Here is a 19605-nt window from a genome sequence, read left to right as displayed (position 1 = left end):
CCGTTCAGTGGGTTCGACGGCGACCGCCGGTCTTGTGTGTGGGTTCCGCTGGCATCACGCGCGGAATCATTGGTTCAGCTGCTTGGGCGCGATCTGCTCGCCCTCGCTCTGGCCCTGGCTGTCCGGCGCCTTCTGGCTCCGGACGTCCGGGTTGCCCATATCGGGCCGCGGCTTCATGCCCTGGGGCTGCGTCTGGCCGTGCGGGCCGGTCTCCGAGGCCGGCGACGTGGCGCCGGGGCCCTCGATCCCGCGCTCGGCGAGGCGGTTGTCATACCGGAGCCGCTTGTAGTTCTCTTCCGCCTCCGCGCCGGAGGCGCCGCCCTGCGCGTCGATCTTCACCATCTCGCCGACGCACATCTGATCGGGCCGGGGGCACATGCCGATGATCCGGTCGTAGAGGCCCTTCATGTAGGACTTGTAGAACCGCGCCGGTTCGGCCTCGCTCGGCTCCTCGAGCTTCAGGTAGGCCTCCTGGGTGAGCTCGCCGCCCTCGGCCTTGGCCTTGGCGATCCACTGGTCGAACTTGTCGTTGGCCAGGCCGTGGAACTTGAAGAACATGTTCGAGAAGCCGGCGCCGCTGTAATGCGCCGAGCGGCCCTCCCAGGCGCCCTCCCGGTTGATCACCGCGTGGAGCTGGGTCTGCATGCCCGGCATGGCGTAGACCATGCCGGCGAGGGTCGGCACGTAGAACGTGTTCATCACGTCGGTGGCGGTGATCTTGAAGCGGATCGGCCGGTCCACCGGCGCGGCCAGCTCGTTGACCGTGGCGATCCCGTATTGCGGGTAGAGGAACAGCCACTTCCAATCCATGGCCACCGCCTCGACCTCCAGCGGCACCGTGCCGGCCGGGACGTCGCGCTTCGTGTCGATCTTGCTCAGCGGCCGGAACGGATCGAGGGTGTGTGTCCCGATCCAGGTCAAGGCGCCCAGCGCGATGATGATCATCAGCGGCGCCGTCCAGATCAGCACCTCGAGCTGCGTCGAGTGGTGCCACTCGGGATCGTAGACCGCGTCCTCGTTCGTGGCGCGGTAGCGCCACGCGAAGATCAGCGTGAAGGCGATCACCGGGACGATGATCAGGAGCATCAGCCCGGTCGCCGCCAGCACGAGGTTGCGCTGCTGCTCGGCCACGTAGCCGGCCGGCTGCATGACCACGAAGTTGCAGCCGCCGAGCAGGGTCAGGAGCGGCAGGGTCAGGAGCGGCAGGAGGCGCCGCCCGCGGCCGCCTCGGCGGGTCGCGGTGTCGGTCCTGTCCGGTCGATGGGTCGTAGAGGTCACAGCACGCGTCTCGTCATCCCAGGCCGCTTGCGCGGCGCTTCTGCCGTGCCGCGCGAGGCGGCGTTCCTGTCAGCGATGGGCGGATCGGGCGGCCTGCGCCGCCGCCCGCCGACTACATCTGGCGCAGTTCCGACCGGTCGGTGAACAGGGCCACGAGGCTGCAGACCGCGCCGGAGAGGAGGTAGACGCCGATCATCGCCAAGCCGTAGCGCTGCGACAGGAACAGGGCCACGAGCGGCGCGAAGCCGGCCCCGATCAGCCACGCGAAGTCGGAGGTGAGCGCGGCGCCGGTGTAGCGGTAGCGGTTGCCCAGCCGGGCCGTCACGGCGCCCGCGGTCTGGCCATAGGCGAGCCCGAGCAGCATGAAGCCGATCGTGACGTAGATCGTCTGGCCGATGGCGCTCTCGCCGAACAGGAGCGGCGCGATGATGCTGCCGATGGCGAAGAAGCCGATCAGCGAGGCGCTCATGATCAGGGCGTTGCGGCGGCCGATCTGGTCGGCGATCAGACCGGAGGCGGCGACCGCGCCGGCGCAGACGATGGCCCCGGAGAACTGCACGATCAGGAACTCGCCGGGCGAGCGGGTGGTGCTGTTCAGCGCCAGCCACGCGATCGGGAAGATCGTCACGAGGTGGAACAGCGCGAAGGCCGCGAGCGGCACGAAGGCGCCGCGGATCACGTCGCCCGCATGGTGGCGGAACAGCTCGAGGGCCGGGACCGGACGCAGCCGGTCGAGGTCCATCATCCGGGCGAATTCCTCGGTGGCGACGAGGCGCAGCCGGGCGAACAGGGCGACCACGTTGATGGTGAAGGCGCAGTAGAACGGGAAGCGCCAGCCCCAGTCGATGAAGTCCGCCTCGTCGAGGTTGACGATGAAGAACGCGAACAGGGCGCTGGCCACCATGAAGCCCAGCGGCGCACCGAGCTGCGGGATCATCGCGTACCAGCCGCGGCGCTCCCGCGGGGCGTTCATGGCGAGCAGCGAGGCGAGGCCGTCCCAGGCGCCGCCCAGCGCGAGGCCCTGCAGGATCCGCAGGCCGGCCAGGATGTAGACCGACGCGATGCCGATACTGTCGTAGCGCGGCAGGAAGCTCACCGCCGCCGTCGAGCCGCCCAGCAGGAACAGGGCCGTGGTGAGCTTGACGCTGCGCCCGTGGCGCCGGTCGATCGCCATGAACAGCACCGTGCCGAGCGGCCGGGCGATGAAGGCGAGGGCGAAGATCGAGAAGGCGTAGAGCGTGCCCTTCAGCGGGTCGACGAAGGGGAAGAACACCTTCGGGAAGACCAGCACGCAGGCGATGCCGAAGACGAAGAAGTCGAAGTATTCGGACGCGCGTCCGATCACCACACCGATGGCGATCTCGTTGGGATGGACCTTGTGGTCTCCCACCGCCTGCTGGGCGTCGCGCTCCAGGATCGTGGCCGAGGCCATTGGGGTATTCGAACTCATTGTTGGCTGCCGCCCTCGCCGCGCGCCTATGGGGTCGCCTTGGCCGGAACCGCCTCATGCGGCATGTCCAGAGGTATCGCAACCGGCTCCGGACGCAAGTTCACCCACTGACGCATGCATAGCACCGGTGGTCGCGGCCATCGGCGGCGCCACGGGGCGTGGACCGCTCACACCCGGTAATGCGCCGAATTCCGTGACAGGTTGATGTTGTAATAGGGGTCGGCGCGCAGCTCGGGACCCCAGCGGTCCAGCATGGTCAGCACCTCGCCCTCGAAGCGCTTCCGCTTCTCGGGCGTGTCCTCGGCCCCGCGGCTCTTCGACTCGTGGTGAATCAATCTGGCGAAGGGCGTCCAGACGATCCGGTAGCCGGCCCGGCGGATCTTCAGGCAGAGATCGACGTCGTTGAAGGCGACCTTCAGGGCCTCGGCGTCGAAGCCTCCGACCGCCGCGAAGACATCCGCCCGCATGGCGAGGCACGCGCCGGTGACCGCCGAGACCTCGTGGGCGATGACCATGCGGCAGAAATAGCCCGGATCCGCGTCCGCGACGCCGAGATGGCTGTGGCCCGCGACCCCGCCGATCCCGAGGACGATGCCGCCGTGCTGGATCGTGTGGTCCGGATAGAGGAGCTTCGCCCCGACGGCCCCGATCTCCGGCCGCACCGCGTGGCGGACCAGCTCGGCGAGCCAGCCGGGCTCGAGCACCTCGATGTCGTTGTTGAGGAACAGGAGCACCGGCCCGGTGGCCGCGGCGGCGCCGCGGTTCGACAGGTCCGAGAAGTTGAAGGCGCCCGCTACCGGCACGACGCGCACCCGCGGATCGTCCCGGTAGCGGGCGAACAGGGCGGCGGTCTCGGGCTCGCGGCTGTCGTTGTCGACGATGATCACCTCGATGTCGGGGTAGTCGGTCGCGCCGAGCAAGCCGTCGAGGGTCACCGACAGGATCTCGGCCCGGTCCCGGGTCGGGATGATCGCGGAGACCCGCGGCGGCGGCGCCGGCAGCGGCCGGATCAAGCGGTTGAAGCCCCCGGGACCGCGCTCCGCCCGGCCGCCCCAGGGGGCCACGACCTCCTCCAGGGCGCGCAGGCGCGCGGCCTCCGCCCGGGCGAGGGACCGGTCGGAGAAGGTGCCGGAGCCCTGCGCGGCGCGCCAGTGATAGAGCACCCGCGGGATGTGGCGGATGCGGCCGGGATCGAGCCCGTCGGTGAGTCGCAGCAGCAGGTCGTGGTCCTGGCTGCCCTCGAAGCCCGGACGCAGGCCGCCGACGGCGCGCAGCGCCTCGGTGCGCACGACCGTGAGATGGTTGATGTAGTTCTGGGCGTAGAGCAGCTCGCGGTCGAAGCACGCCTTGAAATGCGGGTCGAACCGGCGGCCGCGCCCGTCGATCTTGTCCTCGTCGCTGTAGATCAGCACGAGGTCCGGATCGCGGCGCAGCGCCCGGGCGACCTCGTAGAGGGCGTCCTCGGTGAGCGCGTCGTCGTGGTCCATGAAGGCGCAGACCGCGCCCCGGGCCATGCCCAGCGCGTCGTTGGTCGCCCGGGCGATGTGGCCGTTCTCCGGCCGGGTGAGGACGCGGATGCGCGGGTCGGCCTCGGCCGCACGGCTCAGGATCCGCGGGATCTCGGGGCGCGTGGAGGCGTCGTCGACGGCGCACAATTCCCAGTGGGGATAGAGCTGCGCGCGCAGCGACGCCAGGGCCGCCCGCAGCACCTTCGGGTCGGGATTGTGAACCGGCATCAGCACGGAGATCAGCGGCGGATCGGTCCAGGCGGCGATCTCGGCGGCGATCCCGTCCCGCTCCGCACGGCGCAGGCTGTGGGTTCCGAGCCACGCCTCGTAGCCGCTGACGCGCCGGTGGCGCAGCGCCCGGCCGAGGAAGCCACGGGCGCGCACCTTCTTGCCGAGGATCCGCCAGGCGAGCGCCTGGGCGGTCAGGCCGGGATCGCGCAGGAGACCGCGCGCGGCCAGGATCGGCCGGGCGAGACGATGCACGGCGATCCGACGCAGCCGGACCGGGACCCGTCCCGCCGGATCGGCGACGCGCAACGCGACGACGTCCTCGGGCAGGCGGCCGATCCACGCGAAAGCGCCCCCGCCCCGGGCCTCCTGGGGCAGCACCGTGCCCGGGCGTCCGTCCGGTCCGACGAAGCTGATGTCCGGGAGGGTGTCGCGGCCCTCGGCCGGGTCGTTGGACAGGACGATCTCGACCCAGCGGCCCGCGAGGCCCGGGAGGGCGACGCGCAGGCCGTCCGAGGCCGCCCGCGCCGCGAGGTCGCGCCGCTTGCGCCAGAGCCCCGTGAGCTGCGCCGGCAGGGGCTGGAATTCGGGCACCTCCGCCCCGGACGCAGGCACCCTCAACTCCAGCTCTTGTCGACCGAGGCCTTCACGGCATCCGACATGGCGACATCGAAGACGATCATGTCTTCCACCGCCTTGACGGCCTTCAGGCGCTCGGCGAGCGCCATCGTCTCGGCCGGCACCGGGGGCAGGGCCGGGATCGGCTTGGCGATCCCCAGGCGGTCGAACAGCGTCGATGCGAAGGCGGGGAACCGGGATTTGTGCCCGACGATCCCGACGCGGGCGAGAATCTCGATCGCCGCGATGGAGTTGCCCGGATGCAGCCGGTCGTCCGGCATGCGGGTCCCGAGTTGGCGGGTCAGCGGATTGTAGAGCAGCCGGTAGGCGGGTTCGGGCAGCATGCGGAAGAAGCGCTTGAGGCTCTTCACGTCGGAGAAGTCGTACCCCTCCGCGAAGGCGGCGGCCTCGGCGAGCGGGCCCAGGCGCCAGCTGCGTGCGGGATCGGCGGCATCCCCGGCCCGAGCCTTCAGCCAGCGCATCCGGGTCGCCATCTCGATCTGCGGCTCCTGCAGCAGGATGGCGGTGATCATCAGGTCCGGCGTCAGGAAGTTCTCGTAGCGCGGGACGGTCACGGCGCCGGACAGGAAGGCCGACGGGGCGGCCGGTCCGGTCAGGACGCAGGTGAGAATCTCGTCCGGCAGCTTATGGATGCCGAAATAGCAATGCTGGAAATGCGGGAAGAGCGCCGTCTGGAGGACGGTCTCGGGCTCGATGCCGGTGTTGATCAGCATGGTCCGCAACCGCACCAGCCCCTCGGGCGGCATGCGGCGATAGACCATCACGTTGGTGTCGGCATCGTACAATTCGAGCCGCGGGATCTCCGTCAGCCCCGGCACCTCCGCCTCCGTGACCACGAAGGTGCATTGCCCGGTGGCATGCCACCCGTTGCGCTTGAAGGCCTCGTCGATGACGCTGGCCGGGACCTCGGCCACGCGTCGTCCGTCGACCGCGACCACGACCCGGCTGATGGCGAGGGGATTGTCCGGCACGATCCAGCCGCGGATCGCAACGCCCTGATCGTGGTCGATGAAGTAGCGCATGTCCTGAAGCGTGAGGCGGCGGCATGCCGGCGCCCTGTGTCCGCCATGTGTCGCGGCACGGCCTGATGCCGAGCGGCAGGGCCATAGCGCATTTTTCCGCCGGCGTGCACCAGGGCCGGCTTCGGCCTCGAACCGCATCCGAGCCGGTCGATTGAACCGGCCCGAAGATTTTTCCCGCAAACCCTTGCCCGCAAACCCTTGCCAGACATCGCCGATGCAGTCCGGCCCCGTCGCGATCCGGTCGTCCGGTGCCCGGGCCGGGCGCGATCGATCCGATCCGCGATGCAGGTTCTGCTTGCGCCCTCGCCGGCCAGCCGCTATAGGCCCCGCCCACCGGAGCAAGAACGGCTCCGGCCCGGGCGCGTAGCTCAGCGGGAGAGCACTACCTTGACATGGTAGGGGTCACAGGTTCGATCCCTGTCGCGCCCACCACTTTTCTCTAGCGGGAACAGTGGCTTAAGTTTCGAGAACGCCAACATTGGGTAGTTACCTCAGTCACGGCGTGTCAGTTGGACCGAAATGGCGCCCACCGGCTCAGGCCGAACGGCGCACTTCGGTCGGCTCCAGATCGTCAAATTCCAGGGCGTTCGCACCCTTGCTCAAGGCCTCCGGACTAAACCGCGCGTAGATCCTGCGCGTCACCTTCAGGTCTGAGTGCCCAAGGTAGCTGGCGATCTCCTCCATCGACACGCCTTCCTCAGCTTGTCGCACGGCGGCAGAGTGTCGGAGCATGTGAGCGTGGACGTGCGGCAGGCCCGCGGCTTTGGCGGCACTCGCCAGCCCTTTCTTGACCGACCCAACCTTCTGCTTCGCCCATTCGATTACGTAGTCTGACCTCGCACCTTCACGCGCCGCCAGCAGGCGTAGCTTGATCGACCGGTTCATCGGCACGACCGCGCGGCCCTTATGCGCCACTTGGATCTCTGGGTTCTCCAGATCGATCTTGTTCCGCTCAAAATCGCAGCGGTCCCACGTCAGGTCCAAGATCGCGCCAGCCCGACCGGCGGTGGCGTAGGCCAGCCAAACGAACAGCTTCAGGTGCGGAGCCGCGCAGGCATTGGCGAGCGCGCGAACCTGAGGCAGCGTCAGGTGCCCCGTGGTCGATTTCACCTCGCGTGGGCGCTCGATGTAGGGCGCCTTCTCAAGCAGGCTGTGCTTTACCGCCCAATTCAGCACCGTGCGGACACGTCCCAACTCGGTGATGATCGTGCCATCTTTGATGCCCTGCTGCCGCCGCGCGGCCGTGTAGGCCCGGCAGTCCGCGATGGTGACGTCCTCAGCGTTCATGGCACCGAACCATGGCCCAAGTGCCTTCCACTGGTGCCCCATGATGACGACGGACGGGTTTCCCTCCTTGTCCCGGCAGTAGGCGTCCCACAATTCGCGGACGCTCGTACCTGTCGGCCTCAGGGCCTCGGCGTAAAGCGCTGGCGCACGACGTTCTGCCTCAGCCTCATTATCTGTGCCGAGCCGGAGCCGGCGTCGCTTGCCCTCTTGATAGAAGGTGAGGATACACTCGCCTCGGGGGAACTGAGTGGTCTTGAGCCGTCCGATGTCGTAGTCGCGCTGAGCACGGCGCATTCTGCTGCCTCCACGGCTGAACGGGGGATCCTGAGTAGCTTGCCGCCGAGCCGGAAATGCCCGAGGTCGCCACGATTGACCATGTTGCGGACGTGCTGCTCCGAGCACCCCCACTCGTCCGCGACCTCGCGCGGCGTCAGGATGTCAGGCCTCCGGCCCATGTCGTCCTCCATCGGTCTCGGATCGGTTGAGGGGAGGGGCGGATTTGGCGGCGAGGGTGCGGTCGCCAATTTGCTTGCGGTAGGGCAGCGGCAGGCTCGACCAGTCGAACTCGTCCTTGAATTGCCCGCAGACGTGCGCGCGTTCGGTGATGACGTGGCCGGCGCGGAGGGGCATGGAGACGTTCTCAATGCCGATGGCTGCCCATCGCTCCGCACCGCCCACCATCGCGCTCTGATGACACTCGCCGACAAGCGAGCTGATCGAGTGCCACCAATCGCAGCCGGCGCAGCATGGGCCGCGCTGGTGATAGAAGGTGTCCAGCACTTCCTGGCGGGTGCCGCGCTCTCTGCGCTCGGCAGCCTCAGCCATGCGGGCTTGGACAGAGGGTTGCCTACGCATCGCCTGCCTCCTGGCTTGCTTCTGGTGCGGGGGTGAGGGCGGCGCGGGCGGGCGCTAGAGCGGCATCAAGATTTCCAGCCGGTGGGAGGCTGTGACCGGCGACAGCCATGCGGATCGTGACGACCGCCTCGTCCACACAGGTCTGTGTCGACGGTGCGAGTGCCTTGTACGAGCCGCCCATCCGCATGGCCTCAAGCGGGATCGCCGCGATGACTGCGACGCGCTTCCAAGCCTCCCCGGTCTTCTCAGCCTCGTGGAGACGAGCGCGGAGTTGGGCGGCTTCTCCTTCGGCGCGAGCGAGGCGCTTGTCCTTCTCGGCGTGGATCCATTCCCGGTAGCGGGCGGCGTTGCCGTTCCTGTTCGCGTAGCCCCGCGCCTCATCCCGCTCCTTCCGTGCAGCGATGAGATCGGCTTCGAAGCCCTTCACAAGCTTGCGTTCGGTGACGAGTTCCTGTCGCAGGACGTCGATCACAGCGCGAAGGTATCTGACCTCCTGCATCTCCTCAGCCGCCCGGCCGGGATCGGTGGCGGGGCTCATGGGCGCCTCCATTCAATCACCGGGCGCTCGTAGCCGATCATGCAAGGATGCAGCGGGTGTCCGTCCTGGGCCGTGCCAAGACACATTAGCCGCGCGCCAGCGGCGGTCGCCATGTCGTGGAAGCGCGCCCAGCGGCGCCGAAGGTTGGGCGGCAGCTTAGCGAGCGCACCCCAGGCGACGATGCAGATGTCAGCCTCACCGAGGATCCGACGCAGATGCGCGTCGTTCTCGGCGCCGATCGGGTCCGGCGCGTCTCGCAGAGCCTTGATGTCGGTGGCCCGGTAGGCGAACAGGTTGCCGACCAAGACCCGCCGAGCGCTCATCCGCCTGGCGAACCCGATCACCTTGCGGACCGTTGCGTCATCCGTCTCGGCGTCCGCGGTGGACGGGTTGACCATGACGAAGGCCACGACTTTGCTGCCGAGCAGCCCGTAGACCTCGCGCTCCAATCGGTAGCGATAGGTGCCGCACTCGGAGAGGATCGCGCTCATTCCGACGTCTCCTTGGTGGACGGGGACTCGGAGGGGGCGTTCGTGACCGAGGCCACCGTCACGCCGTAGACGGCCATGCCCATGGCATCGAGGAAGCTGACTTGGTTTGGCGCCAAGAGCACACAGGCAAGCCGGGCGCCGATCGCGTGGCCACCGTCGCCGACTTCGGCAACCGTGTCCCAGTAGACGTCGGTATCGACTTCGAAGGTGATGAGCTTCTTCATGTCACCGCACCTCCCCGGCAGCGTGAAGGGTGCGGTCATTCGCGAGAGATCGAAGCTCGGCGTCCACGATCGCCTGGACGTCGGAATACCGGTCGTCCTGCGCGTCGCCGGTTTCGGCCCATGCCCAGGGCAGAGCAGCCACCTTCGCGGCCACCGACGACGCGAAGTCGTAGCATCCAGGCCCGAACGAAAGCTCCTGAGGATCGCCTTCGGGCGTTGCGGAGGGCGGGGGTGGGGGCGTTTGGGCGGGCGTCTCGGCTTCGCCGCCGCGCTGGCAGGCTTCGCCCTCAGCCGCTATCGCGTCTTCGCCCGCAGGGTGCTCATCGCTGACGCATGGGACCGGGATTATCCGAAGTGTGGAGCAATCATGGCGGACAATACCTTCCGCCTCTTCAAGATCATAGACGAAAGCTTCAGATATGCGATCCGTGACACCTTCGTTGAACGCGCAGTAGTAATACCCGCTATCAATGACTTGAATAAGAACGCGGCTGCCAAGCGCCCCGCGCGAAGGATCGAAGCCCGCAGGGGCAGGATGCGAAGCAGCCTGATCCGAAGGACGAGAGCCTGACCCCAACGGGGTCGCGCCCGTCTTCTCCTCTCCCGCTCCCTTTTGTCCCGGTGTCGAGGCGACGATCTGGCCGGAGCGGTGAGCGATCTGGTTGGCCCGGATAAGAACCCGGCGGGCCATCTCGCGAAGCCGGCACTGCACATCGGTCGGCGTGATCGTGACGTACCCGCCGTTGCCACGGTAGCCGTCATCATCAGCGTGCTCTGGCCAGACCCACTGCCGGTCGTGATCGCCTTCCTCGTGCAGGTGCTCGGCCATCATCTCGATGGCTTCTCGTGAGGGTTCCCCCAGATCCCCGCCCGCTCCGGCTGGATCAGAAGGTGCGGGGGCGGATGCGAACGGATCTGCTACGCCAGCAGCCCGGAGCGCAGCGGCCAGTTCCTGGGTGCCGGGATCGCGGCCGTTGACGCCGTAGTAGGCGACGCGCGCCCTCGCCAGCAGGCTTGCTCCCGGCCCCGTGTCACCGGACTCGCCTTGGTGGTTGGCGTGGGGGCTAGACATGGAGAGGCTTCCTCGTCTCTTCGACGGCCTTGAGGGCGGCATTCGCCTCCCGCTCGCCGCACCGCGTGCAGAAAGTGCCGATCCGGTCGTTCCGGAAGCTCATCAGGTCGCCGGTCGCGGGCTTGCCGCAGGAGACGCACCGGCCCAGGCCACGGAACCAGCGAGCGGTTGGATAGCGAGGCGTCTTAGCCATGGGACGCCTCCCGCTGCTTGAGGGCGGCGGCACGCTTCTCGGCATGCTCCTGGCGCTCGGCAAGCTCGCGGGCGAGCATGGTCGCGTGCTCCGTCGCCGACCACGTCCAACGCCGCACGACGGCCTGCGTATGCGGGTAGTTCCCGTCAGCCGCCCAGTTCTCCTTGGCGGCCTTCTGCGCGATGGCGGTGTTCAGCTCGGCCGCCCATGCTAGGGCCGTCCAGAAGTCGGGCGCCGCGTGGACATCGTCCGGTCCCTGGATGTGCATGTACCAGAGCCGGTTGTCAGCCTGCTCAGCCTCGGGATGCGTCTCGGCCGGTGCTGTGTTGCTTGCTTCGGCCATGTCAGGCCTCCGAGGTGGTGAGAGCGGGATCGAGAAGCCGGGTGATCTCGTCAGGAAGGGTCGGCGGGGTCAGCTCGGTCGCCCGCGGGGCGGCCCAGGTCTCGCCAGCAGTCGGCTCCGGCCCCCAATCGACGACGATCTCGCCCGTCGCCAAGAACCGGTCGCGGAGGCGCTTGAGGGCGGCGATGACGCGGTGCGCGGGGTAGCGGACGACGCCTTCGCTCTCATCGAAGTAGCCGTCCGGCATGTAGAGGTCATTCGGAACGACGTCTTCGGGGTCGAAGGCCTCGCATCCAACTGCGTCGCCAAACAGCAGATCCGAGTGCGCGAGGATGCAGCCGCACTCGCCGACGATCGGGCGCTGTCGGACGGACGTAAACGCCATATTGATCCGCTCCGGCGGCTGCGCCTCCAGATGGGCGATGAGCTTGTCGAGGTTCGGGACGTTGAGGGTGGACATCTCAGTCTCCTATCGGCTGGAAGATCGAATGAGGCAGCGCAGCCAAGTCCGCCTCAAGCCTGCTGAGCGGACGAGGGGGTTGAGGCGGAAGGTGACCGCAGTGATTGCGGTGCCGCCGACCATGGCGGCGGTGAGCCAGGAGGCGTCGGAGGCGGTCATGCGGCCTCCACGCTGGTGACCGGCTTCGGCACGTAGCGATTGGCCGTCAGCAGCTTGCGGACCGCAGCTGAGTTACGGACGATGGGGCGCCCACCATTGTCGAGGCGCCAGCGGCCTTCGGTGTCGGGCTCCGAGCCAAGGCGCTCCAGAACCTCGCAGGGCACGCCGAAGCGTTCCCACGGGCCGACGTAGGCGCCGCGGCTGGCGACGTACCGGCGCCGGGTGTGGTAGCCGACCGAGCGGTCAAGCTCCTCGGCGGTGTAACGGCCGGCGCCAGACAGCGACCAGTTGTAGCCGCGGCTGTCCGGGCCCCAGAGGGTGATGTATGGCTGCCGAGTCCACTCCTTGCGGAAGTCGACGACGAAGAAGCGCTGATCGCTCATGCCGCGTCTCCACATGAACTCTGGGGATTGGCTTCGGCGACGCGACGGCGGGCGATGACGCCGGCCTCGGCGAACATCGTCTCGGCGGCCGTGAACTCTTCCGGCGGCATGGACGTGGTCCCGTCGCCGTAGACGACAGAGCGGATGCCGGCCTGGATCAGCGTGCGAGCGCAGGCGCTGCACGGGTGATGGGTCACGTAGGCCGTGCAGCCCTCGGTACGGATGCCGTGGCGAGCGGCGGTCGAGATGAGCCCAAGTTCGGCATGACAGGCGTAGAGGTACTTCGCCGGCCGCTCGCGGCGTTCGGGCAGATCGTCCACGCCGGCGGGCGGACCGTTGTAGGCCGTCAGGAGAACCGACCGGCCATTCGGGGCGACGAGGACCGCACCGACCTGCGTGCTGTCCTTGGACTTCGTGGCGGCGAGCTGCGCGAAGCTCATGAGGTAGGAGGGCCAATCGGTCATGCCGCAGCCCTCCGAGTGCTGGCAGCATCGGCCTGGATCAGGGTCGGATCTGACCAGACAATCCCGTTCTCGGCGCCCCAGGCCGTCATGAACTCCAAGAGATCCGACATTTCGGACTTGCTGAGCTTGGACGACGAAGTGCCGAGGGCGACGACACCCTTGCCGTCCAGAGCCGGCGCGAGCCTCAGCTCCTTGCCGAGCGCTGTCAGGAACAGGATCTTCCAGGCATCCGGCTCGTAGCGCTGGCCGAAGTGCTCATGCTGCCGAGCGATGTCGGTGAGCATGGCCCAGAGCTTTGCGTTTTGAGAAAGCGACCGTTGAGGCTCGCGAAACTCAAGCCGCGTCCCCAAAGGCGCGCTCCCCACCCACGACAAGGCGCGGGATCGGATCGCATCGTTGGCCAAAATCAGGAGCGCCTTGCTCACGACAAATGCCTCCAAGTCTTGCCCTTGATGATCCGAGTGATTGTCGGACGCGAAACGCCTAGGCGGCGAGCGATCTCCGAGTACGATCCGGGCATGCCCCGAACCTCTAGAACTTGTTGTTCCGTAAGCTTCGCATGGCCATGTGTTTCGCCCCTAGGGAGACGGCCGCGTCTCATTGCATCGTGAACATTGTCGCGAGGCGTGCCGAAATACAGGTGATCAGGCCGGACGCATTTCGGATTATCGCAGTCGTGACAGGCAACAAGCCCGTCAGCGTATGGGCGGCCGGCTAAGCGAAGTGCGAGGACATGAGCCCGATAGCGTCGGCCTGCATGCTCAACGAAGCCGTACCCGTAGCCATCTAAGGCGCCGGTCCATTCCCAGCAGCCGTCACCCTTGGTGAAGCGCGCCTCGAACGCCTCTCGGAGCGACGGCCGCTCAGCAGCCAATTTCGCCTTCTTCGCGAGGCCGGTGCATGCCTGCGAGCAGAACACTCTCTGCGCCCATTGCTTGGCGCTGTAGTCCTTTGGGCGAGAGAACATCTCCCCGCAGTGCTGGCAGGCACGCTCGCGCGCGGCGGCATTCGCCAGGATGAGGAAGGCGCGGCCGGTCATCGCGCGGCGCTCCGAAGCCGGAACGTCGCCACGGGCCTCTTGTGACACGTTGTGCGGATGCTGCTCTGGTAGCCGACCTTTTCCCAATCCCGGCGGAGGAACACGGCGCCCATGACGCGCGGGTCGATATGCCGAGGCGGAGGGATCTGCGCCCGAACGTCATCAATCGTGATGGCGCGTCCACCCGCTCCCAAGCGAGCAGCGACAGCCCGTGCCGCCTGCAGCCAGTCGGCGCGATGCTCCTCAAAGAGAGGCAGAACGTTCTGCTCGAACAGGCTCATCCTACGGCCCTCGGTGCGAGTTGCTGGAGACGGTCGCCGAACGCGGTCTTGAGGCTGTCCACCTCGTCCTGCGTCAGGCTGAAATCGCGACGAGCGCGCTTCTGGTCGTCGGAAGCCCACCACTGGCGAAGAGCGACCGGATCGGCCGCGTCAGCAATGTGCTGCCGGCAAGAGTTCAAGAACCGAGCGCGGCTATCGTCTTGCTCGGCCGCGGCCTCTTGCTCAAAGTCGCGCTTAATGTCGGAGACGTACTTGCTGTCGTCGTACCGGCCCATGAAGATGTCGCCGGCAAAGCCGATCATGGAGAGCGCCTTCACGAGCGCATCTGTGACGGACTTCTTCGGAGCATCCTCGTCGGTGTAGGTCTGACCGTTGTTGCGTTTGCCGCAGAAGGCAGTCTGACCGACGTGCTCGACCTGCCCGCGCTTGCCCTTCCACTCGTACCAGACCCGAACACGGGCCATGTGGATGCGTTCATGGAAGTCGGGCGCGATTAGAGCGCCGTCGAGAAGCTTTTCCTCGACGATTTCGAACCCCCACCCAAGGCCGCACGGTCCGAAGGTCTCGGTCGCCTTGAAGATCAGGAAGTGAGGCTTCGGCGAATTGCCCTTGTAGGCCTTGCCGGTGATGCCCTTGACCTGCGATGGGTCGGTGCGCTCGATCTGGCGCCAGAGGGTCAGGTTCTCGCTCACAACTACCTCGTGCGGACGGTCAGCACTGGTGCGGGGTTGCTCCACTCGGCGCCCGAGACCGGGCCTTCGGCGAGTGCAGCGGCGATGGCGGTCTTGCTCGGCTCGCGCTTGAAGACGCATACGTCGTCAGGCAGCGCGGCCGGGTCGATGACCTGAACCTTCGGCTTGCCGACAGAGAGCGAGGCGCCCAGGTCGGGACCCGCGAGCTTCTTCAAGCCAAGCTCGCCCATGGCTTGGATGACCACGCTGCGTAGGTCCTCCACCTTCTTGTCGAGGCGGGCCTTGCGCTCCCGGTTGTCTTTGATGATCTCGGCCAGCGCGTCGCTTTGAGCCTCTGTGTAGCGGGCGGCGCGAAGTACCCGCACCAGCCGGTCTTGAATGTCGGTCTCCGAGGCCATCAGCTCGGCGAAATCGGGGTCGGTCTCGTCGATACCGGCGGCGATGAGTTGAGCGGCGACGCGGCTGGCGGTCGCCATCTCGACGTGAAGCGGGACGCGAGTAGGAGCGTTCATCACCGCTTCTCCAGACCATCAAAGCCATTAAGCGGCCGTCCGACGACTTTCTTGCCCGGCCCGTAAATGGTGCCACCGTGGCGCGAGAGACGAGGCTTTGCATTGTGCTTCCGAAAGATCGGCCGCACCTGCTCGGCTATCCGCTGCAAGTCGTCCCGCTCAATGTACGGCCAGTCGTTGCGCAGTAGCGCGACCTCAACGAGAGCAGCGGCGGCATCTTCGATCTTCTCGAACGAGCCTAACTGTGTGAATGCCAGGCCGCTCGGCAGATGCGTGATGACCCAGCGTCCGGCTTCACCGCCGAGACCATTATGACAAGCCAGATCGCGGTAGCGCCACGAAGGGATTGCGTCTGGGCCATCGTGGGTTGCGACGACGATTGTCTCGCGTTCGCATAGATCGAGCGCGCTCATGCAGCTTGCGCCTCCGCACGCTGTTCGATGCCGAGGAAATCCAGAGCCGCCCCGAAGCTGGCGAACGTGTTGCCGGTCGGGCTCAGCGGGCGAGGCAGGCCAACACAATCCGCGTCCGGAAAGGCTTCCGGATCAGGGATGATCGTCCACGGCTCGGCCGGGAACATCGGGATACCGAGCCAGGACTTGGCGGGGAAGGCGGGCGTCAGGATCGCCACCTTGTGATCACCGAAATAGATCGCGTGGTAGTCGGGTTGGGTCTCTACGGCGGTAAAGGCGCTCATGACTGCGCCTCCGTAGCTTTGCGGATGACGGCCAGCGCCTTGTCTGCCTGCTGACGGCCGATCGTGCACTTGCCCGCGCCAAGCATCAGGTACTCGGCCAAAACCTCCAGCATTTCCGGCGCAGCGGAAATCAGTCGAGCATTGGCTTCGGCTTCTCCGGGAAATTCACCGTTCCCATTCGAAAGCTCGCCGCAAATCCAAGCGTCTCCAGAGATCACGCAGAGCGTGCCGCGATTGCCGATAGTCGCCATCCAAGGGCCCGGAGTATGCTTAGCCATGGCTCAGAGACTCCCGACGCTCGCGACGGCCGGCAGACGGCTATCGGGGACAGGACGGGAAGGGCGAAGACGGGCTGCCAGAGGAAGGCGTGCCAGCGGCGCCGGAACACGCTGCCGGTAGGCGTCGCGAATGGCGTCGGCATCCAGGCCGGCGGTCTTGAGAGCCGAGGCGAGGCCGTTGCACGTCAGATCGACGGTGCCGGTGGTGTGGCCGGGCTTACCGGCCGCCACGTCGTCCATCATGCGGAGCACGTTGTCGAAGTGATCGCGGATGATGTCGCGGGAACGAAGGATGTCGCTGCGATCAATCATGTCAGCCTCCAACGAGGATCAGGAAAAGCGTGCTGGCGATGCCACCGAGGCCGCCGAGGAACATGAGGACGCAGCAAAGGATCGCCGCATCGTCTAAGTCGAAGCCGGGATCGTCTTCCGGCGTGTCGAGATCTGCTGTGACAGGCTCGGCCATGATGGCCTCCGTCAGGAACGGGTCGGGAATGCTTCGCCGAACCACTTGGTGAGCGGCTTCGAGGCTCGACGCTGGGGCTCCGATTTCGCGAAGCCGCGGCTCTGGATCTTCGGTTTCGTGGCAGCGGCGGTGATGCCGAGCTGCACCCGCTTGCGCCTCTTGGCCTGGGCCGCAGCCGAGTGATCGGCCGCATCCTTCACGCGCTTGCAGGTTTCGTAATGCGCGGGGCCGCGATTGTCGGCTGTATCGGAGCCGCCATTCTCAAGCGCGATCTCGTGTTCGACGAACCAGCGCTGGCGAACCCCGTCGATCCGCTCACCACAGGTCACGCAGACGCCCTTTGTGCGCTCCCATGCGGCGAGAACGTCGCGAGGGCTCAGGCGCTTGCGGGCAGTGGTGCCAACATCCTCGCAGACAACGAAGGGCATCACATGCCCTCTTGGAAGAGGTGCAAGACGTAGGGGCCATCTTGTAGGCTACCGACGTAGCGCCAATGCTCCGGCAGGTCGTGCCCAGTCCCGACGACTTGGATGCGCCGCTCAACCTCCGGGTAATCCGGCTTTATCTTCATCCAGACGCGAGGCTTGCCGCCCTGCATGGCGAAGAACACAGCCCTCCCAAGCCCAGGAGCCTTAAGCGTCTGCGGGCCATCAATCGGCGCGACGTCGAATTTCCAGACCTGAGCCATCACGCGGCCCTCGCGATCTGCTGAGCGGCCGGCGCCTTGCCGATGGCCTCGATAGCGACCAGAGCGGCCCGAACCGCACGCTGCTCGCCACGAGCCTCGTCGTCGCCAGGAAGCGGCTGGACGATCAGCGCCGAGACCATCGCGTGGATGGTGTCGAGTGTGGCTTCGTAGGCCCCGCCAGCGGCGGCGGCAGCTTCGGCCGAGGCTTCGTCGGCCAGCTCGTCAGCGTGGTCCTGGGCGGCATAGATCGCATCAGCGCGGCACTCGTGATCCGAGAGCACGCCGAACCGCTCGTGATGGAGCGTCAGGCAGGGGGCGCCGAACTCGTCGCGGCCCGGCGCGGTCCAGTAACCCGCCGGCATGGTGAGGGCGTAGGAGACGGCCATGGCTCAGCCCTCGTACCCGAGAGCAGCCCGGCCGATGCCGAAGGCGCTAGCGACGAACAGAAGGGCCGAGAGGCCGATCTTGATGGTGATGGGATCGGTGATGATCTGAGACATCGCGGCGGCGCTCCGTGGCGGCTGCTGATGTGATGACCATAGTCCACGTTGCATGGACGTTGCAAGCCCAAATTCCATGTTCCGTGGACGAAAAATCTGTTCCCTTTTTGTTCCACAGGGAGCGGATTGCAACTTGCGCGACCAGAGTATCCCTGGTTACGATAGTTCTAGTCGAAGGGGGGAGCCTGGATAACCGATGCCGATGTCAGATCACGCCGCTAAGAAGCGGCTACAGCGGCAAAAGGCGATGGCGCTACAGATCGCTGTTCAGTTGCCGGTGGACCAAGCAGAGGCTCTTGCTCTGCTCGCGGACGTCAAATGGCTTGTCGAAAATTTTATGGTGTACGAGGAAGACTGCGTAAGTAGCTCGGAGCCGAAGCGGTTCAAGATCGTCGGCGCCTAGGCGACGCGCTTTCCGCCCATGGTCTCAGAAATGCGGACGGCAAGGTCGTGAGCTATGCCGTTCATGTCGCCGTGATAGACCCAATTGAAATCAAGCTTCGCAGCCGGAAAGGCGCGAATGATCTGCGCGACTAAATCGGGCTTGATGAGATTGCGCCCGGCCTCAAAATTTTCATAGCGGGTTTTGCTCATCCCGGCCTTCGTGGCGAATTCGGTCAATGACAGGCCGAGCGCTTCGCGAGTTAGACGTAGCCGGTGGCCAATGGCCTCCCGGCTTTCGGGCGTGAGTGCGTTCTCTGACATGCCGGAAATATCAGCGAGGCGCGATTTTCGCGCCATCAACGATTTATGGACTTGACGCGTCCATGTTGCGTGGACGATATTGGGCTCATGTCTAAGCCGCCCCCTATCGCCAGCACGGATGAGGCCATCGACGCGCTCGGCGGCAACGCCGATGTCGGGAAGATTGTCGGCGTCAGTCACAAGGCTGTCTCCAACTGGCGAAGGTGGAACCGAGGTCGGTTCCCGGCTGAGACGTATCTCGCGCTCAATGCAGCTCTCGCGAAGATCGGCCGAACGGCTGAACCGAGACTGTGGGGCATGATCGGCGCCGAGACGGAGGCCGCATGACTTTGCTTCCACTCATCATCCTCAAGCTCTGGCTCGCGTTCGGCTGCATCGCTCTCGTCTGGTGTGTCTGCCGTTGGCGCCACATCGACGGCGCGGTCATTCCTGGCGCTGCCATCCTGATCCTCTGCGGTGCTGTGAGGTACGCGCTGTGAGTGATGCGATCAGAGACGGCTCTGCCGACCAGCAGCTCGCCTCCTTCATCGACCGCATCCTTCGGCTCCGCGAGGAGATCGACGGACTGCAGCAGGACGTGAAGGAGATTTACGCCGAGGCTCGTTCGATGGGCTTCGATAAGACCGCTATGGGCGCGCTCGTCTCCGAGCTGCGCAAGGCGAGCAAGGACGCGTCGAAGGCTCAGGAAGCCGCCGCGATCCTCGACCTGTACCGCGAGGCCTACCACCGCGCTGCCTCGCATACGCATGCACGTGAGGCTGCGTGATGAGCTTCGTCTATTTCGTCCACGCCCCGTCTGTAAACCTCGTCAAGATCGGACGCTCGGTTGATCCCGAGCGCCGTTTTAGCGAGCTGCGCCTGCTTTCCCCGGTTGATTTGAAGGTGATCGGCGTCGTCAACGGCGGTTCGTTGGTCGAGGCGCAATTTCATCGGCAGTTCGACCATTTGCACAGTCACGGTGAGTGGTTCCACGCCACCAAGGAACTGATGCACTTCGCGTGGTGGGAAAGCCTTAAACACCTTTGGGAGGCTGCCCCCGACGAATGGCGCGAGCGTGCTCACGACGTGCTGTATCCCGATGTGGCGGTCATGGACCGGGGCGCCGCCTGATGGCCGACCTCGCCAACCAGATCCGGCTCATCGTGGCCGGTAT

General features: G+C 66.4%; 33 protein-coding genes, 1 tRNA gene and 1 pseudogene. 5 read left to right on the top strand and 30 right to left on the bottom strand.

The window, feature by feature from the left end; all coding sequences use genetic code 11:
- Positions 1-66: 66 nt before the first annotated feature.
- The 4 genes from cyoA to ABIC70_RS05510 form a co-directional block, all read right to left on the bottom strand.
- Positions 67-1278 carry a ubiquinol oxidase subunit II gene (cyoA, locus tag ABIC70_RS05525; RefSeq protein ID WP_043379557.1) on the bottom strand — a complete coding sequence of 404 codons (1212 nt, stop codon included), beginning with the start codon at positions 1276-1278 and terminating at the stop codon, positions 67-69.
- A gap of 112 nt (positions 1279-1390) precedes the next feature.
- Positions 1391-2728 (bottom strand): MFS transporter, encoded by a 1338-nt coding sequence (locus ABIC70_RS05520; RefSeq protein ID WP_043379559.1) that lies wholly within the window; start codon positions 2726-2728, stop codon positions 1391-1393.
- Between the two features lie 167 nt (positions 2729-2895).
- Positions 2896-5079, bottom strand: a complete 2184-nt coding sequence (locus ABIC70_RS05515) for a glycosyltransferase family 2 protein (RefSeq protein WP_100793955.1) — start codon at positions 5077-5079, stop codon at positions 2896-2898.
- A gap of 2 nt (positions 5080-5081) precedes the next feature.
- Entirely contained in the window at positions 5082-6125 is a 1044-nt protein-coding gene (locus ABIC70_RS05510) for a hypothetical protein (protein ID WP_043345999.1), read from the bottom strand.
- Positions 6126-6482: 357 nt separating this feature from the next.
- On the opposite strand from ABIC70_RS05510, the gene ABIC70_RS05505 reads away from it, so the two are divergent.
- Positions 6483-6557: transfer RNA gene (locus ABIC70_RS05505), tRNA-Val, on the top strand.
- Between the two features lie 102 nt (positions 6558-6659).
- Here the strand turns inward: ABIC70_RS05505 and ABIC70_RS05500 are convergent.
- The 25 genes and pseudogenes from ABIC70_RS05500 to ABIC70_RS05380 form a co-directional block, all read right to left on the bottom strand.
- The gene (locus tag ABIC70_RS05500; RefSeq protein ID WP_354439155.1) at positions 6660-7706 is read right to left on the bottom strand and encodes a tyrosine-type recombinase/integrase; all 1047 of its coding nucleotides are present in this window, start codon (positions 7704-7706) and stop codon (positions 6660-6662) included.
- A 17-nt stretch (positions 7707-7723) separates the two neighbouring features.
- Positions 7724-7867 (bottom strand): annotated as a pseudogene (locus tag ABIC70_RS05495) (helix-turn-helix domain-containing protein); the annotation flags it as partial.
- Complete coding sequence (locus ABIC70_RS05490; protein ID WP_354439154.1) at positions 7851-8237, bottom strand: hypothetical protein; 387 nt, start codon at positions 8235-8237, stop codon at positions 7851-7853. The gene ABIC70_RS05490 and the pseudogene ABIC70_RS05495, both read right to left, overlap by 17 nt.
- 22 nt (positions 8238-8259) lie before the next feature.
- Positions 8260-8805, bottom strand: coding sequence for an SPFH domain-containing protein (locus tag ABIC70_RS05485; protein WP_354439153.1), 546 nt, complete (start codon positions 8803-8805; stop codon positions 8260-8262).
- Positions 8802-9296, bottom strand: a complete 495-nt coding sequence (locus ABIC70_RS05480) for a DUF1643 domain-containing protein (protein ID WP_354439152.1) — start codon at positions 9294-9296, stop codon at positions 8802-8804. The genes ABIC70_RS05485 and ABIC70_RS05480 overlap by 4 nt, the downstream gene beginning before the upstream one ends.
- Complete coding sequence (locus ABIC70_RS05475; RefSeq protein ID WP_354439151.1) at positions 9293-9520, bottom strand: hypothetical protein; 228 nt, start codon at positions 9518-9520, stop codon at positions 9293-9295. Before ABIC70_RS05475 ends, ABIC70_RS05480 begins: the two co-directional genes overlap by 4 nt.
- A 1-nt stretch (position 9521) precedes the next feature.
- Positions 9522-10592 (bottom strand): hypothetical protein, encoded by a 1071-nt coding sequence (locus tag ABIC70_RS05470; RefSeq protein ID WP_354439149.1) that lies wholly within the window; start codon positions 10590-10592, stop codon positions 9522-9524.
- A complete protein-coding gene (locus ABIC70_RS05465; protein ID WP_354439148.1) occupies positions 10585-10785 on the bottom strand; it encodes a hypothetical protein in 201 nt (66 codons plus the stop codon). Before ABIC70_RS05465 ends, ABIC70_RS05470 begins: the two co-directional genes overlap by 8 nt.
- Positions 10778-11128, bottom strand: a complete 351-nt coding sequence (locus ABIC70_RS05460; protein WP_354439147.1) for a hypothetical protein — start codon at positions 11126-11128, stop codon at positions 10778-10780. The genes ABIC70_RS05465 and ABIC70_RS05460 overlap by 8 nt, the downstream gene beginning before the upstream one ends.
- Before the next feature lies 1 nt (position 11129).
- Positions 11130-11588 carry a hypothetical protein gene (locus ABIC70_RS05455; protein ID WP_354439146.1) on the bottom strand — a complete coding sequence of 153 codons (459 nt, stop codon included), beginning with the start codon at positions 11586-11588 and terminating at the stop codon, positions 11130-11132.
- A 155-nt stretch (positions 11589-11743) separates the two neighbouring features.
- On the bottom strand, positions 11744-12130 hold the full coding sequence (locus ABIC70_RS05450) for a hypothetical protein (RefSeq protein WP_354439145.1): 387 nt from the start codon (positions 12128-12130) through the stop codon (positions 11744-11746).
- Positions 12127-12594, bottom strand: coding sequence for a deoxycytidylate deaminase (locus ABIC70_RS05445; protein ID WP_354439144.1), 468 nt, complete (start codon positions 12592-12594; stop codon positions 12127-12129). The genes ABIC70_RS05450 and ABIC70_RS05445 overlap by 4 nt, the downstream gene beginning before the upstream one ends.
- Entirely contained in the window at positions 12591-13019 is a 429-nt protein-coding gene (locus ABIC70_RS05440; RefSeq protein WP_354439142.1) for a recombination protein NinB, read from the bottom strand. Before ABIC70_RS05440 ends, ABIC70_RS05445 begins: the two co-directional genes overlap by 4 nt.
- A complete protein-coding gene (locus tag ABIC70_RS05435; RefSeq protein ID WP_354439141.1) occupies positions 13016-13633 on the bottom strand; it encodes an HNH endonuclease in 618 nt (205 codons plus the stop codon). The genes ABIC70_RS05440 and ABIC70_RS05435 overlap by 4 nt, the downstream gene beginning before the upstream one ends.
- Entirely contained in the window at positions 13630-13914 is a 285-nt protein-coding gene (locus tag ABIC70_RS05430) for a hypothetical protein (RefSeq protein WP_354439140.1), read from the bottom strand. The genes ABIC70_RS05435 and ABIC70_RS05430 overlap by 4 nt, the downstream gene beginning before the upstream one ends.
- Positions 13911-14606 carry a hypothetical protein gene (locus ABIC70_RS05425; RefSeq protein ID WP_354439139.1) on the bottom strand — a complete coding sequence of 232 codons (696 nt, stop codon included), beginning with the start codon at positions 14604-14606 and terminating at the stop codon, positions 13911-13913. Before ABIC70_RS05425 ends, ABIC70_RS05430 begins: the two co-directional genes overlap by 4 nt.
- Before the next feature lie 2 nt (positions 14607-14608).
- A complete protein-coding gene (locus ABIC70_RS05420; protein ID WP_354439138.1) occupies positions 14609-15118 on the bottom strand; it encodes a siphovirus Gp157 family protein in 510 nt (169 codons plus the stop codon).
- A complete protein-coding gene (locus ABIC70_RS05415; protein ID WP_354439137.1) occupies positions 15118-15531 on the bottom strand; it encodes a hypothetical protein in 414 nt (137 codons plus the stop codon). Before ABIC70_RS05415 ends, ABIC70_RS05420 begins: the two co-directional genes overlap by 1 nt.
- Entirely contained in the window at positions 15528-15815 is a 288-nt protein-coding gene (locus tag ABIC70_RS05410) for a hypothetical protein (protein WP_354439136.1), read from the bottom strand. The genes ABIC70_RS05415 and ABIC70_RS05410 overlap by 4 nt, the downstream gene beginning before the upstream one ends.
- Entirely contained in the window at positions 15812-16093 is a 282-nt protein-coding gene (locus ABIC70_RS05405; RefSeq protein ID WP_354439135.1) for an XkdD/Y8K6 family phage-associated protein, read from the bottom strand. The genes ABIC70_RS05410 and ABIC70_RS05405 overlap by 4 nt, the downstream gene beginning before the upstream one ends.
- Positions 16094-16096: 3 nt before the next feature.
- Positions 16097-16405 carry a hypothetical protein gene (locus tag ABIC70_RS05400; protein ID WP_354439134.1) on the bottom strand — a complete coding sequence of 103 codons (309 nt, stop codon included), beginning with the start codon at positions 16403-16405 and terminating at the stop codon, positions 16097-16099.
- 1 nt (position 16406) lies between these two features.
- Positions 16407-16559 carry a hypothetical protein gene (locus tag ABIC70_RS05395; RefSeq protein WP_286963891.1) on the bottom strand — a complete coding sequence of 51 codons (153 nt, stop codon included), beginning with the start codon at positions 16557-16559 and terminating at the stop codon, positions 16407-16409.
- An 11-nt stretch (positions 16560-16570) separates the two neighbouring features.
- On the bottom strand, positions 16571-16987 hold the full coding sequence (locus tag ABIC70_RS05390; protein WP_354439133.1) for an HNH endonuclease: 417 nt from the start codon (positions 16985-16987) through the stop codon (positions 16571-16573).
- Entirely contained in the window at positions 16987-17247 is a 261-nt protein-coding gene (locus tag ABIC70_RS05385) for a DUF7352 domain-containing protein (RefSeq protein ID WP_354439132.1), read from the bottom strand. Before ABIC70_RS05385 ends, ABIC70_RS05390 begins: the two co-directional genes overlap by 1 nt.
- A complete protein-coding gene (locus ABIC70_RS05380) occupies positions 17247-17633 on the bottom strand; it encodes a hypothetical protein (RefSeq protein WP_354439130.1) in 387 nt (128 codons plus the stop codon). The genes ABIC70_RS05385 and ABIC70_RS05380 overlap by 1 nt, the downstream gene beginning before the upstream one ends.
- A 310-nt stretch (positions 17634-17943) precedes the next feature.
- Between ABIC70_RS05380 and ABIC70_RS05375 the strand changes: the two genes are divergently transcribed.
- Positions 17944-18150: a hypothetical protein gene (locus tag ABIC70_RS05375; RefSeq protein ID WP_354439129.1), complete on the top strand. Its 207-nt coding sequence runs from the start codon at positions 17944-17946 to the stop codon at positions 18148-18150.
- Here the strand turns inward: ABIC70_RS05375 and ABIC70_RS05370 are convergent.
- On the bottom strand, positions 18147-18632 hold the full coding sequence (locus ABIC70_RS05370) for a helix-turn-helix domain-containing protein (RefSeq protein WP_354439128.1): 486 nt from the start codon (positions 18630-18632) through the stop codon (positions 18147-18149). The two genes, ABIC70_RS05375 and ABIC70_RS05370, sit on opposite strands and share 4 nt — an antisense overlap.
- A gap of 143 nt (positions 18633-18775) precedes the next feature.
- Here ABIC70_RS05370 and ABIC70_RS05365 point away from each other — a divergent pair, with 143 nt between their 5' ends.
- From ABIC70_RS05365 to ABIC70_RS05355, 3 genes are read left to right on the top strand one after another with little or no spacing between them, the layout of a single operon-like run.
- Positions 18776-18931: a hypothetical protein gene (locus tag ABIC70_RS05365; protein WP_354439127.1), complete on the top strand. Its 156-nt coding sequence runs from the start codon at positions 18776-18778 to the stop codon at positions 18929-18931.
- The gene (locus tag ABIC70_RS05360) at positions 18928-19218 is read left to right on the top strand and encodes a DUF2312 domain-containing protein (protein ID WP_354439126.1); all 291 of its coding nucleotides are present in this window, start codon (positions 18928-18930) and stop codon (positions 19216-19218) included. Before ABIC70_RS05365 ends, ABIC70_RS05360 begins: the two co-directional genes overlap by 4 nt.
- On the top strand, positions 19218-19562 hold the full coding sequence (locus ABIC70_RS05355) for a GIY-YIG nuclease family protein (RefSeq protein WP_354439125.1): 345 nt from the start codon (positions 19218-19220) through the stop codon (positions 19560-19562). The genes ABIC70_RS05360 and ABIC70_RS05355 overlap by 1 nt, the downstream gene beginning before the upstream one ends.
- Positions 19563-19605 lie beyond the last annotated feature (43 nt).

This window comes from Methylobacterium sp. 1973 (genome assembly GCF_040545035.1).
In the GTDB taxonomy this organism is placed as follows: domain Bacteria; phylum Pseudomonadota; class Alphaproteobacteria; order Rhizobiales; family Beijerinckiaceae; genus Methylobacterium; species Methylobacterium fujisawaense.
Note: the sequence above shows the minus strand (reverse complement) of the source record. Positions and strands in the feature narration are given on the sequence as shown.

Bases quoted from the DNA above. Each gene is read 5' to 3' on its own strand.
- ABIC70_RS05520 (WP_043379559.1), bottom strand. From the start codon at position 2,728: ATGAGTTCGAATACCCCAATGGCCTCGGCCACGATCCTGGAGCGCGAC.
- ABIC70_RS05510 (WP_043345999.1), bottom strand. From the start codon at position 6,125: ATGCGCTACTTCATCGACCACGATCAGGGCGTTGCGATCCGCGGCTGG.
- ABIC70_RS05500 (WP_354439155.1), bottom strand. From the start codon at position 7,706: ATGCGCCGTGCTCAGCGCGACTACGACATCGGACGGCTCAAGACCACT.
- ABIC70_RS05490 (WP_354439154.1), bottom strand. From the start codon at position 8,237: ATGGCTGAGGCTGCCGAGCGCAGAGAGCGCGGCACCCGCCAGGAAGTG.
- ABIC70_RS05485 (WP_354439153.1), bottom strand. From the start codon at position 8,805: ATGAGCCCCGCCACCGATCCCGGCCGGGCGGCTGAGGAGATGCAGGAG.
- ABIC70_RS05480 (WP_354439152.1), bottom strand. From the start codon at position 9,296: ATGAGCGCGATCCTCTCCGAGTGCGGCACCTATCGCTACCGATTGGAG.
- ABIC70_RS05475 (WP_354439151.1), bottom strand. From the start codon at position 9,520: ATGAAGAAGCTCATCACCTTCGAAGTCGATACCGACGTCTACTGGGAC.
- ABIC70_RS05470 (WP_354439149.1), bottom strand. From the start codon at position 10,592: ATGTCTAGCCCCCACGCCAACCACCAAGGCGAGTCCGGTGACACGGGG.
- ABIC70_RS05465 (WP_354439148.1), bottom strand. From the start codon at position 10,785: ATGGCTAAGACGCCTCGCTATCCAACCGCTCGCTGGTTCCGTGGCCTG.
- ABIC70_RS05460 (WP_354439147.1), bottom strand. From the start codon at position 11,128: ATGGCCGAAGCAAGCAACACAGCACCGGCCGAGACGCATCCCGAGGCT.
- ABIC70_RS05455 (WP_354439146.1), bottom strand. From the start codon at position 11,588: ATGTCCACCCTCAACGTCCCGAACCTCGACAAGCTCATCGCCCATCTG.
- ABIC70_RS05450 (WP_354439145.1), bottom strand. From the start codon at position 12,130: ATGAGCGATCAGCGCTTCTTCGTCGTCGACTTCCGCAAGGAGTGGACT.
- ABIC70_RS05445 (WP_354439144.1), bottom strand. From the start codon at position 12,594: ATGACCGATTGGCCCTCCTACCTCATGAGCTTCGCGCAGCTCGCCGCC.
- ABIC70_RS05435 (WP_354439141.1), bottom strand. From the start codon at position 13,633: ATGACCGGCCGCGCCTTCCTCATCCTGGCGAATGCCGCCGCGCGCGAG.
- ABIC70_RS05430 (WP_354439140.1), bottom strand. From the start codon at position 13,914: ATGAGCCTGTTCGAGCAGAACGTTCTGCCTCTCTTTGAGGAGCATCGC.
- ABIC70_RS05420 (WP_354439138.1), bottom strand. From the start codon at position 15,118: ATGAACGCTCCTACTCGCGTCCCGCTTCACGTCGAGATGGCGACCGCC.
- ABIC70_RS05415 (WP_354439137.1), bottom strand. From the start codon at position 15,531: ATGAGCGCGCTCGATCTATGCGAACGCGAGACAATCGTCGTCGCAACC.
- ABIC70_RS05410 (WP_354439136.1), bottom strand. From the start codon at position 15,815: ATGAGCGCCTTTACCGCCGTAGAGACCCAACCCGACTACCACGCGATC.
- ABIC70_RS05405 (WP_354439135.1), bottom strand. From the start codon at position 16,093: ATGGCTAAGCATACTCCGGGCCCTTGGATGGCGACTATCGGCAATCGC.
- ABIC70_RS05400 (WP_354439134.1), bottom strand. From the start codon at position 16,405: ATGATTGATCGCAGCGACATCCTTCGTTCCCGCGACATCATCCGCGAT.
- ABIC70_RS05395 (WP_286963891.1), bottom strand. From the start codon at position 16,559: ATGGCCGAGCCTGTCACAGCAGATCTCGACACGCCGGAAGACGATCCC.
- ABIC70_RS05390 (WP_354439133.1), bottom strand. From the start codon at position 16,987: ATGCCCTTCGTTGTCTGCGAGGATGTTGGCACCACTGCCCGCAAGCGC.
- ABIC70_RS05385 (WP_354439132.1), bottom strand. From the start codon at position 17,247: ATGGCTCAGGTCTGGAAATTCGACGTCGCGCCGATTGATGGCCCGCAG.
- ABIC70_RS05380 (WP_354439130.1), bottom strand. From the start codon at position 17,633: ATGGCCGTCTCCTACGCCCTCACCATGCCGGCGGGTTACTGGACCGCG.
- ABIC70_RS05375 (WP_354439129.1), top strand. From the start codon at position 17,944: ATGCCGATGTCAGATCACGCCGCTAAGAAGCGGCTACAGCGGCAAAAG.
- ABIC70_RS05365 (WP_354439127.1), top strand. From the start codon at position 18,776: ATGACTTTGCTTCCACTCATCATCCTCAAGCTCTGGCTCGCGTTCGGC.
- ABIC70_RS05355 (WP_354439125.1), top strand. From the start codon at position 19,218: ATGAGCTTCGTCTATTTCGTCCACGCCCCGTCTGTAAACCTCGTCAAG.